Source organism: Flavobacterium panacagri, assembly GCF_030378165.1.
In the GTDB taxonomy this organism is placed as follows: Bacteria; Bacteroidota; Bacteroidia; order Flavobacteriales; family Flavobacteriaceae; genus Flavobacterium; species Flavobacterium panacagri.
This window is the reverse complement of the sequence record NZ_CP119766.1, coordinates 4,181,159-4,196,012: the sequence shown is the minus strand read 5'-3', so window position 1 is coordinate 4,196,012 and position 14,854 is coordinate 4,181,159. Positions and strand designations below refer to the sequence as shown.

The window sequence follows — 14,854 nt, the reverse complement described above, 5'->3', positions numbered from 1 at the left end:
TGTTTAATTAATAATTTACAATTCATCATTAATTACGTCATTCGTTTCTCCTTCATATTGTGTGTTTGCAGTTCTGGCATCGTAACCCAATTCTCTAAGGTATTTTGAAAATATGTCCGAATATCCGTGTGTACAAATCACTCTTTCTGCGCCGGTAGCTTTGATACTTTCTAATAAACCTGTCCAATCACAATGATCGCTTAAAACAAAACCACGGTCAACGGCACGTCTCCGTCTTGCTCCGCGAAAAGCCATCCAGCCACTTGCAGAGCCCGTTACAAAAGGAGTCATTCTTCTAATCCAGGTACTTCCGTGTGCGCTTGGCGGGGCAATTACAATGTTTCCTAATAAATCTTCTTTTTTAGTTTCTGTAGTCACTCTTATTGTTGGAGGTAAATCAATTAAGGGACGAACAATTTCAGTCATGTTTTCGATTGCACCATGCGTGTAAATTGTTCCAATATGGGGATCGAGATATTTTAATAATCGTTGTGCTTTTCCTAAAGAATATCCAAAGAGAACTGAAGTTTTTCTTTCTGCGCGATTTTCAGCCCACCAATTATTTATTTCCGTCATTACATCAGTTTGCGGTTCCCATTTGAATGCGGGAAGTCCGAAAGTACATTCGGTAATAAAAGAATGACATTTTACAACTTCATATGGAACAGAAATTCCATCATCTTCTGTTTTGTAATCTCCCGTAAATACCCAGATTTCTCCTTTGTATTCTACTTTTATTTGAGCAGAACCAATAATATGTCCTGCTGGGTGAAAAGAAAATTTCACGCCATTTATAGTAAACGTTTCATTCCATTCTTTTCCGGTAACATTAATATCGCCAAGACGGTATTTTATGATGGGCACATTGGTATGATGCGTAATGTAATTTTGATGTCCCCATCTTGCATGATCAGAATGACCGTGCGTAATAATGGCATTTTTAACAGGTCTCCAGGGATCAAGATAAACATCTGCCTGCTGACAATAAATGCCTTTATCGTTAAATTGTAGTAAAGGTGGATTCATCTTCTAGAATTACATAATTATAGTTTTACTATCTTGTTGCCATTACAAGATAAGTAATCAGCGAAATACTCAATACAAACGTAAAGACGTTTATAAAATGAAGCATTGCATACGAATATTTATATTTTGACGACATAATGATTCCTGATTTTAATGTTCGAAATTTTTGTAATTGATGCAGTTGTATTTTTCATCCTCATGATCCAGATTATAACTGTCATAAGGATTGGCTTCATCATAAGTTGAAAATGGCGTGTTATCTTCAGCAATATTTAAACCGCTTTCTATGATTTCGTAAGAATCATCAGCAAACGAACTAAAATCATTTCTATAAGTACTGGTGTCAGAATTTTGTCCAGTAGTAAATTCTTCATCCATAGCTTCATTTTCATGAGCTGTGTCAATATGATCAGGTTTACTGCATTTAAAATCATTAAATTTTGCAGCATCTAAGTTGTTGTCAATTGTTTCCATAATTGCTCTTTTAAATTAGATAATTTTCAACTTTTGGATATATACAAATTTGAAAATTAGATCATTAAAAAGATTATAGGATTTAATTTTAATCTTACATGATTTGTTTATTCTTATTTTATAATAATCAAATATAATTCTGTAAAAAAGATCAAGTAGGATTGTTCAACTTTGTATATCAATAATTTAAAAAATTAAATATCATGGAAACTTCAAAAAAAGATTCGAAATCTGGAATGAAAGATTCTGGAAAAACTCAAAAATCAACTTCTGGTTCTAGAGGAAAAAGCACTACAACAAAATCAAAAGATTCAAAAGGTAGAGCTGGACATTAATTTTTTTTGATACTATTTTAGAATTAAAAATAAAAGCGTGCTGTTTAGTTATAGACAGCACGCTTTTAGATTTTTTATAAGTTTAAATTTTACTTTAAAACTTCCTGAATTGTTTTTACAAAAGTTTCAATTGGCTGAGCTCCAGAAACAGCATATTTACGATCAAAAACAAAAAACGGAACGCCTTGAACACCAATTTCTCCAGCTTCTTTAATATCTGATTCTACTTCTTTGATAAATAAAGTTTCGCTTTCCAGCACTTCTCTAATTTCGCTTTCTTCTAAACCTGCCTGAATTCCTAATTTAATTAAAGTCTGACCGTTGTTTAAATCTTCGCCATCAGTAAAATAAGCTTTGAAGAAAATTTCTTCCATTCGATCGCCCATATTTTTGGTTTTAGCCAATTGAATAATTCTGTGAGCATTTAAAGAATTAGAAATAACTGCTTTATCAAAGTTGTAATCTAATCCAACACTTTTAGCGCGTTCTGCAACTCCTTTATGCATTTCTTTAGATTGTTCAAGCGACATGCCTTTTCTTTCTGCTAAAAACGTGTAAACGTCTGTATCAGGCTGTGAAGTAATAGTAGGATCCAGCTGAAAGCTTTTCCATTCGATTTCAAATTCGTTGTTAGGAAACACTGCAAGCGCTGTTTCCAACTGTCTTTTTCCGATATAACAAAACGGACACATGATGTCCGACCAAATTTCTATTTTCATATTGCAAAGATAAGGAAAATTGTTGTTGCAAGTTTTATGTTTCAGGTTTCACGGTGATATGCCTTGTGTTTTTTTACCGCAAGGAGCGCAAGGTTTTTTGATTTAGAAAGTCTACAGAAAACGCAAAGTTCGCAAAGTTTTGTAAAAACGACTTTGCGAACTTTGCGTTATTCTTATCTTCTTAGCGGTTAATTTTTAAGCATCTAGAATTTTAATTCAAACTTGGTGGTTCTGGAATCTTAACTGTTTTTTTTATTTTTTTGATTAGCAGATAAAAAGTAATGCCACCCAAAATAATAAGTAAAGCAATCTGTAATTGGCCAATGCTATTATTTCTGCTATACATCGCATTGGCTGTAGCAAGTTTAGCCTTTCCTTCTTCAATTTGAATTTGTGATAAAGATTCTAAGGTTTTTAAAGCTTCTTCGCTAGTGTTAATAATATCTGTCCAGTTTCTGTTTTCAAGCTGATTATTGATCTGTTTACAGGAAATTAAGAAAGCATCAAAGTATTCCTTTTCCTTATTTGTTAAAACTGTTTTGCCATAAAGATCATCAATAGTATGAATAATGTCTAAGGTATGAATGATTTCATTTTTTTTGATATTATCGCTCAAATTCAGCTTTTCAGCTTCAGCCCTAATGTAATGGAGCTGTTTAGAATATTGAAAAATGTAATGTGCCACAACCAGCCGGTCTTTATAAATGGCATTAATATTATCATTTACATTCTTAGAATTTTGAAGCGTATTAAAGTTTCCTAATAAAACCAAAAGCATTACGATCAAAAGAATAAACGCAGATTTGGTTTTGTTGCTGTATTTTTTTAAATCTTTCATAAACTTTTAGTATTAGAAATTACAAACCCATAAAGTATTGAATAAAAAGAAACAGTTTTAATGATGCTTATTTGCTCGAAGTTGCATAAAGCAGTTCTATGTTTTTAATTGATCCGATTGGCGCAATTTTGATATGTCTTTGTCCTTTTTCTACATAAAAACAATATAGACTATTTGTGCCAAGAAGATTAACCTCTTGAGGCTTTTCGTCATTAAAATTTAATTTATAATTATAATCTAATGCTCCTTTGGTAATTCGTTGAGAGGTTATATAACCGCTAGCTAATCCAGTTCCCATGAAAAAAGATAAAAGAATAACGGCAAGTGTTTTTATCGCAATTTGATTGTAGTAACTTTTTCTTTCTTCAATAGTTAATTCTTCGTCAGGCTTTAAATCAAACGTTTTTTGAATTGATTTTTTGTCTTTATTTTTTGATAGAAATTTTGGAAGATATAAATGGCTTGCAAATAATAAAAAAATTGTGATTAAAATAATAGGGTGTGAAGTGATATAGACTATCGGACTTATCAAAATATCAGTAATGGTGGAAAATTTTAAAATATTTATTCCTAGCTGATAATAGTAGATACTATCTTTTAACATTCCCATTAAAATCAGGAAAAGATAACCAAATGGCAATAATTTTTCTAAATCGTCTGAAATTTTCATTTACAACTTTTGGTTTTGTGATGGTTGTTTTTGGCTGATCTTTTTAAGATTATTTTTCGTGCGACTAAAATAGTATTTTTTTACTTACAATTCTAAGCGAATTATTTAGAGATGATTTTATAATAATTTTAAGGAGCTAATCCTGCTGTCCGCTATATCTTTTCCTGGTCTCGTTTTTAGGAACGAGACCAGAAAAAGGATGCCGCTTCCATCAGGGCTAGGGAATTAGGATAAAAAGATCTAAAATTATTCATGGATATTTGACCTTCTTTTTTCTGTAAAGATTAAAAATATTATAAAAGCAATATTCAAAATAGGGATAAAGTTAAAAACAATAAAAGCAGAATTAGCATTTAAATCTCTCAACCTTCTTGCCGTTACTGCCTGCATAGGAACAAAAGTTAGTAGAATTATTAAGCAGATATAGAATAGATATAGTATTTTATCATTGTCTAAATTAATATTTTGGTTTAAATAACTTACTAAATACAGCATCAAAAGATTGAATAATAAGTAAATTCCATATTCTGTTCTCCCAGCTTTTTCCGTAAATGATGTTGAGAAAAAGAATATGTTTTTTACATGTTTCATCGTAATGATTTATTCTATTATAAATTCGTTATCGTCCGGTTTCCCCCTAAAAAATAAAAATTGCAATATTACTGCTAATACAATAGTTAAGATTGCGCCAATGAAGTTCAACCATAAATAACCTAGCTTTTCCTGATTGTAAACCATAAAATAATAAATCACGAAAATGGTAAGCTGGCTGATAATAGCACTGATAAACATTGGCTTTGCCTGAACTCTTTTAGTATAAAATGCGACTAAGAATATTCCTAAAACGGTTCCGTAAAAGATAGAACCAATAATGTTTACAAGTTGAATTAGATTTTCAAACAAAGTTCCAACGCAGGCAAAAAGTATGGCTACAACTCCCCAAAACAGCGTGAAAAATTTTGTAGCGTTTAGATAATGCTTCTCCGATTTTTCGGTTTTTAGATTTCGTTTATAAATATCGATTGCCGTTGTCGAAGCCAATGCCGTTAATCCAGAAGCTGTTGATGACATGGCAGCGGAAAGAATCACAGCCAATAATAATCCGATAAGCCCTTTTGGTAAATAATTTAGAATAAAATGAAAGAACACATAATCTTTATCATTGGTTTCCGAATTACTGTCGGCTTTTAGGATAATTTCTTTGGCTTTTTCTCTAAGATCTTTTTCTTTATTGGATAATGCCACTAATTCTTTGCGAAGAATCGGATTGTCATAATCTTGATTCAACTGATCAATATACAATAAGTTGATTACTTTTTTGTCTTCCGAAAGTTTTACTAACTTTTCTTCCAAATTATGATATTCTCCTTTAAAAGCCGATTTTTCAATGGTTGCTTTATTGTTTGGATTGAAGTTTAAAGGCACAGGATTAAACTGAAAAAATACAAATACCATAACTCCTGTTAAAAGAATAAAGAACTGCATCGGAACTTTTAAAAGTCCGTTCATGATTAATCCCATCTGGCTTTCACGCACCGATTTCCCAGATAAATAACGACCAACCTGCGATTGATCTGTTCCAAAATAGGCAAGTGCTAAAAAGAAACCTCCAGTAATACCACTCCAAATGGTGTATTTTTCTTCAGGATCAAAAGAAAAGTCTACGATATTCATTTTATCATTTGCTCCAGCAATATGAAGCGCACTATTAAAACTCATGTCATTTGGAAGATAATGAAGAATCAAAAAGAAAGTAATAAACATTCCAGACATAATCACAAACATCTGTTGTTTCTGCGTTACGTTTACAGCTTTTGTTCCTCCTGAAAAGGTATAAATAATTACCATTACACCAATAATAATGTTCATTACAGTTAAATTCCATCCAAGAAGCGCAGATAAAATAATGGCTGGTGCATAAATAGTCAATCCAGTTCCTAAACCTCTTTGAACCAAGAATAAAATAGCTGCAAGAGAACGTGTTTTAACGTCAAATCTCTTTTCTAAAAATTCGTAGGCGGTAAAAACTTTGCTTTTATGATAGAGCGGAATAAAAGTCAAACAAATCACAATCATTGCAATTGGCAATCCGAAATAAAACTGTACAAACCCCATTCCGTCATGATAAGCTTGTCCTGGCGTTGATAAAAAGGTAATAGCGCTGGCTTGAGTAGCCATTACAGAAAGGCCAACTGTATACCAAGGCGTTTCGTTGTTTCCTAAAATGAAATCTTCAACATTTTTACTTCCTTTGGTTTTCCACGAGCCGTATCCAACAATAAATAATAAAGTTACAATAAGTACGATCCAGTCAAATAGCTGCATAGGTTATGAGTATAATTGCATGATTAAAAAGAAAATGGCAATATAGATTGCATTAGCTACCAAAACATAGGTATAGCTTTTCTTCCATTTTTTTTGTTTTTTGGCTTCCATATTTTATTGCTTTATATCTTGTTTTGGGGCTTCAAGAGGTTGTTTTAGCGAAATAATATTAGATAATAATCTATAAGCTCCAGAAACTCCTTCTGGTAATTCTCTAAAGAAACTTAAACCAGTGTAAATATAATATCCTTTTCCGTATGGAGCGACTAATAAAGCGCCATCTTTAGCAGATTCTCCTTTATCATGAGACGAAATAATAGGAGTGAAGGCAGAATCGTATTCATTTGGATAGTATAAACCTTGTTCTTGTGTCCAGCCTTCAAAATCTTTAGAACTGATTTTATTTGGCGTATTTAAAACAGGATGATTTGGCGCTAAGAAAGTGATTTTTGCATTTTCTTCGGTTACACGATCATTCGATAATTTTAATGGATATGGCGCGATTTTATCAGTAACCAATCTTCCGTTTGTATTATATTGTACAATCATATTTTTGCCACCTTTTACAAAATTGAAAAGAATGTTTTGTTTGTTAGCTAAAGCATTAACGGTATTGTAAGCACGAACTCCTGTAATGACAGTACTGAATGAATCTAATTTTTCTGGCGTAATTTCTTCAGGTTTTAAAATTGAAACTTTGTATCCCATTTGCTTTAAACTTTCAGGAACTTCGTCGCCAGCGCCCATAATGTAAGCAATCGCATCTTCTGAAGTTTTTAGATCAATTCTGATGCATTTTGATTCAGCCGGTTTTAAAACCATTTGTTTAGTAATATGAGGAAAATCAATAATCGTCTGATCTTTATCAAAACGTTTGCCGTCAACTGTTGCAATACTTTTAGCAGTAACTTCTTCTGGATTAACAGGTGGTGTTACTTCAAAGTAAAAAATCTGTTCATTTCCTTTTTTGTCCAAAGTAAACGGAATTTCTTTTGGAGCTACACTCCAGCTTTTTGGTAAATCCAATTGTAAATTTCCTTTTACCTCGTCTTTTCCAGCACGAACTTTTACAGGAATCATTTTGCTTTTAGTATCTCTAAAAATCAAAACTCTTTCTAAAATTGAAGTCGTAACTTCTGGAACAATATCCAAGAAATTATACATTTCTCCTTTAACGCCGTCATTGTATTTGTAGACAACTGTTCGTTCAAATGGAATATCAACACCAGCAATTTTTACGTTAAAAACAACTTTAGTATCTCTTATAATATCTGGAATTCCAATAATCTCTTGATTCGAAACCGTGTACATTCCGACAGTTGCTTTTTCTTTTAACCAATACGGCTGTGTATATTCAATAGTATTTGGAAGCTGCAACTGAAGATTAATTTTTTGATCGCTGTTGTTTTTTAAAACACTGTTTTGAACAGTCGTTTTATTGTCTGGCAATGTTGTAATACTTACTAATTGCATATCAACCGAACATCTGTTGATGGCTTCAAGAGTTAATCTGATAGTACTTCCTGGAGTAGCTTCCTGTTCGTTTGAAACGGCTTCAAGATATAAACCAGAACAAGATGCAATAATACTTTTAATTGCTTCGGCTTTGATGGTTTTCCAATGCGTATCTTCTAAAGCTTCTATCATCGAATAGGCTTTCACTAAATCCGGGATACTTGCAGATGGATTACTGAAGTTGTAGTTTGAAATAATAGAGGAAATTAAATCTCCAATTGGTTTTCCGTTTTTGACACGATTCCAGCTTGTATCAATTCCGTCAAATAAATTATCACGGTCTTTAGGAGTTTCTCCGTTAATCAACTCTAAATATTCAGTTTCGTCGCCACGAACTCCAGTGCTTCCAAAACCTTGTGATTGATGACGACTTCTACTCAAAGCAGCAATTTCCTGATTCGATTTTCCAATTCCAGTGTAATAAACACCCGTTTCTAATTTGGTAAATTTTGATTTATTAGCAGCATCAAATTTTTCCTGACTACCATAAAACCACCAAGACGGATTGAAAAATTGTCTTTTTACCTGCCAAGGCGTTACGTATTTCAATTGTTCAGGATAAACTTTCGGATCGTTTGTTAGTTTAAAACTTTCAACACTCAGCATTGCTGAAGAAGTGTGATGCCCGTGTGTTGTTCCCGGCGATCGATGATCAAATCGATTAATGATAATGTCTGGCTGAAATTTTCTGATTGTCCAAACCACATCAGCTAAGACTTTATCTTTATCCCAAATATCTAAGGTTTCATTTGGATTTTTAGAAAAACCAAAATCATTGGCGCGAGAGAAAAACTGTTCTCCGCCATCTATTTTTCTAGCTTCAATTAATTCTTGAGTTCTTATAACTCCTAATAATTCGCGTAATTGTGATCCAATTAAGTTCTGACCGCCATCACCACGAGTTAAAGACAAATAACCCGTTCTCGCATTCATATCATTGGCCAAATACGAAATCATTCTAGTGTTTTCATCATCAGGATGTGCCGCAAGATATAAGACAGAACCTAAAAAGTTTAATTTTTTGATTTGATTGTAAATTTCAACTGAATTTGGTTTTTGTGGCTGCTGTGCAAACGAAATCTGAAAACCTATAAAAAATAAAAGAAAGATTTGTACCTGTATTTTTCGCATGATTAAAAGTTAGGTGTTTTTAGAATTGTCCCAAAAATACTAATTATTTTATGGAAGATTATTTAAATGAAATGTTAACGCACAATAATTGTACCTTAATTGAGAAGGAATAAAATAAAAAAAGCCGTTAGATGTGTTCTAACGGCTTTTTTGTATTTTGATTTTGAAATAAACGAAATGTTATTTCAATTTGTTTTCTGTATCAGTATAATTTCCTGTAATGGTTACGCCACTATTTTTAGTAACTTTTCCGTAGATTGTAATAGAAGAACCTGTACCGATGAAATTAATTTTAGCACCGCTGTTTAATAGAAGATCTCCCCAAATTACAACAGAACCTTCTACTTGTAGTGTTGCATTACTGTTAATAGTTAATTGCGTTGGGTTTGATTGCTGATATTTACCTTGAGATAAACTTCCTCTCATGTTAAAAGTACCACCGCTGTTTAAAGTTAGATTATTCAAAATTGCAATAGAACCACAGTGTGTTAATACAGCTCCAGAATTAATAATAGCCGAATTAATAGCAGTTGCGCCTTGATACGATTTAATGTCATTTGAATTTAAAATCAAATCTTTGCCTTGATTGTAAACCGGATATGAAGAACAGCTTGCAAATGTAGTATTTGGTTTTTCCATCTTAATGATTTTTAAACCGCCTGTTCCGCTGGCAACATAAATATAATTACCGCTAGATTTCACATAGTTTGATGAACCAGCAATTCCTAAAGAACCTAATAAACCAAGTTGTGTTCCTGATTGATAAACATTTAATCCTAATGCTCCATTAGCAAGGAAAGCATAACCATCATTTACAGAAACTGCATTCGTAACATTATCTTCAGCAGCAGTTGGAATTGCAATAGTCTGCAATTTTGAACCGCTGTTAATATCATAAACACCAAGACCATTAGGCCCTTCAGAAACTAAAAGTTTTGTTCCGTCAATATCCATTGTTCTTTTTGCACCGCTTACATCTGTAGATGTCGCAAAACTTTTTTGTAAAGCAAGTGTAGATTGATTGTAAATATTAACACCTTTAGTACCGCTTAAAGTAACCACTTTATCAGAAGTTAAAGCGATAGAACGTAAATCTGCTACAGCAACTTTACCTGTTATGGCTTTTGTTGAAGCACTCATTTTGAATAAACTTCCGTTATCTCCAGTAACAGCAAAATAATCATTGGTATTCGCTGCTACATCTGTAGTAACTCTGCTTTCTAAATAGTTTGCAGTTGTTTTATCCGTTAGAAGTCCAGAACTTAATGGCATGTTGTAAACTACAGCTGGATTATTTTTAAGCAAAGGATCTTTGTCTATATCTTTTGCAGCACCAATAATTAAGTTTCCGTTTGTATAAGTAAGAGAGGTAACATCAGTATTTGGAATCAAAGCCGATGTAACCAACTTAGGTTTGTAAGGATCAGTAACATCAATCACGTCAATTGCTCCAGAATAAACATCACCACGAGTGATATAAGAAACATAAGCGTAGTTTCCGTTTACTGTAACATGGCTGGCTTGTAAAGTTCTTCCGTTGGCGTCAACTGGAGGTTTTACCTCTGCAATTTGCACAAGTGGGAAATTAGTAACGGTATTCTCAGCAGATTTTCCTGTTTGAGAACCATTTTCGATCGAAATTACCCCAGAGTTGGTGTAGTCAAGCCTTAAGCTTAAAGTGTTTTGATCTGAAGTAATCGTAATGTTGTCTAACGATTGATTGTTATTTTTGTTATCATCATTACTGTCACAGCCTATTAAAAGGGACATTGCTAAAAATGAAAGCAAATAAACATTCTTTTTCATAAAGATTCGATTTGAGTTTTAGAAATTCGGTGCAAATATATATCATAATCACATTAAACAAAGGTTAATTTTTAAAATAAGCTAATTTAAAAAGCTGTTTAATAGTGATTTATACTAAAGTTACAATCTTTTGAAAAAAGATCAAAACAAAAAAAGCAAAAAAAAGAGAGTATCGTTTTTTTGATACTCTCTTATGCTGAAAATTAGTTATTTAGCAATTATCTTCTTCCACGTCCGTGATCGCGATCATCGTGATGATGATGGTCGTCGTGTCTATCGCGGTGTTTATCGTGCTTGTCATGTTTATCATAACGTTTGTAATCTCTACGCTCGTTATAGCCGTATACAGGTCTTGGTTTGTATGGTCTTTGAGGCGCTCCATGATATCCTTTGTAGTATTTTACTTTATGGCGATCATAGTAAACGTAAGGGGTTCTACCATGGTAATCAGTTAAAACTACTTTATAACCTCCATATAAATCATAGTTTCTATATTGTCTTGGCAAGTAAGTTGTTCTTACCCATTTTCCTCTTCCATAATAGATAAATTGAGCTGCACGTACATCGTAGTAAGCTTGAATATCAGGAAGATAATAATACTCCATATCTGTATATCCTGCAGGTCCCCAAGCTGGAGGAGTTCCTATGTTAACGTTTATCGATACTTGGGCTTGCGTGGCGCTTGCAACCATTAGAAATAATCCGGCGATTGCTAATTTTATCGTTTTCATCTTTTTTATTTTTTTTAATGTTAATCTTGTTTAGGGATATTCATATACTGTGCCAAAAAAAATAACAATGTATTTTGTCGAGTAAAAAACGCATTTCGTCGAATTATTTTAAATTTTGTTTAACGGGTAAAATGTTGGTTTTTAAAGGTTTTTGCTTAAAACAGAACTTCGAAAAAAAAGATAAAAAAAATTACCTATAATCGACAACACGTGGTTTTGCCAGTTCAAAACTTTGGAGTCCATAATCTGTAGTTTCAAAAGTATTTGTTTTAAATACATTGTCTCCCTGTAATGGAATGCTTGGATAATAAGAAATAGAAAGCTGAAAGGAGCTGAAAACCAAATAATCGTTGCTTACCAGTAATCCTAAAGTAATCTTGGAATAAGGTTTGCTTTTAGTCATGGCAACTTCAGGACTTCCTAAAACAGCAACCGAATAATTAAAGAAAGGATTTAAACGAAAACCCCATAAAGCATGAGGGGAGTAAGTTTGTGTTTGGAGTGATAACAAAGCTTTACTTGTTCCGTAGATAGCGGTGTTAAATCCTGCTAAACCATTTTGTTGATTAATATTTAGCTGATCTCCAATTATATTATCACGGTTTATTCCAATCACCAGCCTTGGATTTACGAACTGTCTCAATTTCCATTTTCCAATACTATGTAATTTTGTAAAATAATTAGATTCAAATAAGAAAGCGGTCTGATAGGTTTTGGATTGATGAAAATAAGTTCCAGCCTCAAAATTCATACTTAAAAAACCTAATCGATAATAATTGCCAAACGAAAATTGCGCCCCTACATAAGGTCTCCAAAAAGTATTTTTATATTGATATCCCAATGTTATACCGTATATTCTTCCTATCGGGACGTCTTCTGTTTGTCCGTTTCGGAAAATATAACTGTCTTTGATAAATTTTCGCGTATTCAATCCAATCCCGCTGAGAATTAATTTTTCGTCCGAATAAAAATGATCAGGATCATATACTTCAGTTGGAGTTTCACTAAAATTTTTATTTAAAAATCTAGCCGTAGTAATAAGATTTGTAATTGCTTTATTGTCGTCTTCAAAAACTTTAAAAGCATGACCAGCCCAAACATCTTGAGAAACATATTTAACAGGCTGATAGGCAAAGGAAAGATCAGGAGCTTGTAAAGTATCTCTTCTGTAAAATTCATCAACATAAACACCTCCTGCCCATTTTGTTAAGGGAGAGTAGAAATCTCGTTCTATATCAATACTTTTAATGTAATTATTGTCTATGTCCATTTTATAATGAAGTACTGTTCCAATATAAGTATTTTTAATATTTGGAACAGTGTATGTCGCCTCGTTAGCATTTCGTCCATCATCAAATCGGTTAGTGTAACGATATTCTAATTGCTGTCCTGAACCGAAGAAGTCTTTTTCTTTAAAACCGATAGACATTTGACTACTTGAAATTGAAAATCTCGGAATGGTACTCCAAGAATCTAAAACACGTATGGTAACGTCTACAGAATCAGAAGCCTGACCAACAGATTGATTGGAGATTCGCACAGCTGTTACATATCGCTGTGCGCGGATCAAACGCTCACTCTCTAAAACTTTATAAGTATCATAAGGTGTATTTTTTCTAAAAAGTAAGAGGTTTTTTATGGCTATTTTTTTTGTTTTTAAATGAAGCCTGTTTCCCATTCGTTCTCCCCAATTCTTAGGTACTTGAGTAGTATCAGCCACTGAATGTCCGAAAGGATCTAAAGTGATGATATTTATGTTGCGGATAATTTTGCCATCATAATGGGTAGAATCTATCGGTACAAGTAATTCTTCTTTCTTCTTTGGTTTTTTCGACCTAAAAAATAGTTTATGCATCGTTTGGGTAAACTTATTTTTCTTAGAATAATTGCGAATCTTGGTATAGATTTCAGTAGAATCTTTTTGGGTTTTAGGTTCTTTTTTAGTTTTATCTACCTGAGCATATCCGCTTTGTAGACAAAAGCAAAGCAAAATAAAAAATAGTATTTTTTTATTTAAAGACATTCGGTAGTTTTCTTCTAATAGTTTTATTGTTTATGAATGTAAGGAATAAATAGGAGGTTTTATAGCATAACGTCCATTTTAATTTTCTGTTGCAATTTTTCTTTTACGCCATGTAAATTTCCTTGGCACATGATTTCCCATGAGATAACCCCAGGGAGCAAGTGATTCGATACGGTCGAAAATAATTTTTAAAATTGCCAAAAGCGGAATCGCCAAAAACATTCCAGAAATTCCTGCAGCGGCACCACCGACAATAATTCCCATAATAGACACAAAAGCATTGATTTCTACCTTAGAGTTAATAATCAAAGGTACAAGTAGATTATTATCAATAAATTGAACGATGATATTGACGATTAATATTCCTAGAATCACAGATGTTTCTCCAGATCCCGTTAAAGAAGCTAAAATTGTGATAATTCCAGCAATTGTAATTCCAATATAAGGTATCAAATTTAATATACCAGTTATTAATCCTAATAAGATAAAATATTTTATACCGATTATCCATAAACCTAAACTGGTCAGAACTGAAACAACAATCATTTCAATAATTAAACTTACAATGTAATTATTGATAGAAACCTTAATCTGGGAAAGGATATCCATTAAAACCGAGTGATTCTCCCTCTTAATTAATTTCGCTAAAAATAGTTTAAAATGCTCTTTATAGATTAAAAATAAAAAGGTGTAGACTACAATAATCATACTGTCAAAAAGAACATCACTTACAGATATTATAAAAGAACCCAGTTTTGCTTGTCCGCTTTTAACAGAATCTTGAGTAACAGAATCGAGATATTTTTTCTGATCGCCAATGCTTACTTGGAAATTCTCTCTTATAAATTTGTGAATTTCAATGATAAAAGTATTCGCATTTTTCTTTATGGTTTCAAAGTCATTTGCCATGTAAGTGACCTGATAGGAAATAAAGATTAAAATTCCGACTATAAAAGAAAGAAAAATAATAAGACATACTATTGCCGCAAGATGTCTTGGAAATTTTAGCTTTTTATTAAAAAAAGAAAAAATAGGAAGTAATAAAACAGCAAAAAGAAAAGCAAGTAAAACTGGTGTAATAATATTTTTTCCAGTACAAAATATAAAGGCAAAACAAATTAAAGTTACAAGTATAAAAGCGAGTTTTGCGTAAAAAGGTAAAGTTACGGGCCGAGTCATTATTTTTAAGAATTAAGCTAGATTTATAAAACAAATATTACACTTAATTTGTTCTTTTGCGTTCTAGCTTTTTTTCTCGGCG

The 14,854-nt window shown here is 32.4% G+C and carries 13 protein-coding genes; 1 reads left to right on the top strand and 12 read right to left on the bottom strand.

Annotation, left to right across the window (positions count from 1 at the left end):
• Positions 1-15: 15 nt before the first annotated feature.
• Positions 16-1,026: a ligase-associated DNA damage response exonuclease gene (locus tag P2W65_RS18540; protein WP_289659907.1), complete on the bottom strand. Its 1,011-nt coding sequence runs from the start codon at positions 1,024-1,026 to the stop codon at positions 16-18.
• A 150-nt stretch (positions 1,027-1,176) separates the two neighbouring features.
• Positions 1,177-1,500 (bottom strand): hypothetical protein, encoded by a 324-nt coding sequence (locus P2W65_RS18535; RefSeq protein WP_289659906.1) that lies wholly within the window; start codon positions 1,498-1,500, stop codon positions 1,177-1,179.
• A gap of 203 nt (positions 1,501-1,703) precedes the next feature.
• On the opposite strand from P2W65_RS18535, the gene P2W65_RS18530 reads away from it, so the two are divergent.
• Positions 1,704-1,835: a hypothetical protein gene (locus tag P2W65_RS18530; protein ID WP_289659905.1), complete on the top strand. Its 132-nt coding sequence runs from the start codon at positions 1,704-1,706 to the stop codon at positions 1,833-1,835.
• A gap of 89 nt (positions 1,836-1,924) precedes the next feature.
• Here P2W65_RS18530 and P2W65_RS18525 read toward each other — a convergent pair whose 3' ends face one another.
• From P2W65_RS18525 to P2W65_RS18485, 10 genes are all read right to left on the bottom strand, one after another.
• A complete protein-coding gene (locus tag P2W65_RS18525) occupies positions 1,925-2,554 on the bottom strand; it encodes a DsbA family oxidoreductase (RefSeq protein WP_289659904.1) in 630 nt (209 codons plus the stop codon).
• 211 nt (positions 2,555-2,765) lie between these two features.
• The gene (locus tag P2W65_RS18520) at positions 2,766-3,392 is read right to left on the bottom strand and encodes an MCP four helix bundle domain-containing protein (protein ID WP_289659903.1); all 627 of its coding nucleotides are present in this window, start codon (positions 3,390-3,392) and stop codon (positions 2,766-2,768) included.
• A gap of 67 nt (positions 3,393-3,459) precedes the next feature.
• Complete coding sequence (locus P2W65_RS18515) at positions 3,460-4,062, bottom strand: hypothetical protein (RefSeq protein ID WP_289659902.1); 603 nt, start codon at positions 4,060-4,062, stop codon at positions 3,460-3,462.
• Between the two features lie 246 nt (positions 4,063-4,308).
• Positions 4,309-4,653: a DUF805 domain-containing protein gene (locus P2W65_RS25420; RefSeq protein WP_434783343.1), complete on the bottom strand. Its 345-nt coding sequence runs from the start codon at positions 4,651-4,653 to the stop codon at positions 4,309-4,311.
• 9 nt (positions 4,654-4,662) lie between these two features.
• Positions 4,663-6,387 (bottom strand): sodium:solute symporter family protein, encoded by a 1,725-nt coding sequence (locus P2W65_RS18510; RefSeq protein ID WP_289659901.1) that lies wholly within the window; start codon positions 6,385-6,387, stop codon positions 4,663-4,665.
• Positions 6,388-6,501: 114 nt separating this feature from the next.
• Positions 6,502-9,033: a PIG-L family deacetylase gene (locus P2W65_RS18505; protein WP_289659900.1), complete on the bottom strand. Its 2,532-nt coding sequence runs from the start codon at positions 9,031-9,033 to the stop codon at positions 6,502-6,504.
• 180 nt (positions 9,034-9,213) lie between these two features.
• Positions 9,214-10,839: an LVIVD repeat-containing protein gene (locus tag P2W65_RS18500; RefSeq protein WP_289659899.1), complete on the bottom strand. Its 1,626-nt coding sequence runs from the start codon at positions 10,837-10,839 to the stop codon at positions 9,214-9,216.
• A gap of 218 nt (positions 10,840-11,057) precedes the next feature.
• On the bottom strand, positions 11,058-11,570 hold the full coding sequence (locus P2W65_RS18495; protein WP_289659898.1) for a hypothetical protein: 513 nt from the start codon (positions 11,568-11,570) through the stop codon (positions 11,058-11,060).
• Between the two features lie 190 nt (positions 11,571-11,760).
• Positions 11,761-13,593 carry a hypothetical protein gene (locus tag P2W65_RS18490; RefSeq protein ID WP_289659896.1) on the bottom strand — a complete coding sequence of 611 codons (1,833 nt, stop codon included), beginning with the start codon at positions 13,591-13,593 and terminating at the stop codon, positions 11,761-11,763.
• A 78-nt stretch (positions 13,594-13,671) separates the two neighbouring features.
• Complete coding sequence (locus P2W65_RS18485; RefSeq protein WP_289659894.1) at positions 13,672-14,772, bottom strand: AI-2E family transporter; 1,101 nt, start codon at positions 14,770-14,772, stop codon at positions 13,672-13,674.
• Positions 14,773-14,854: the final 82 nt, after the last annotated feature.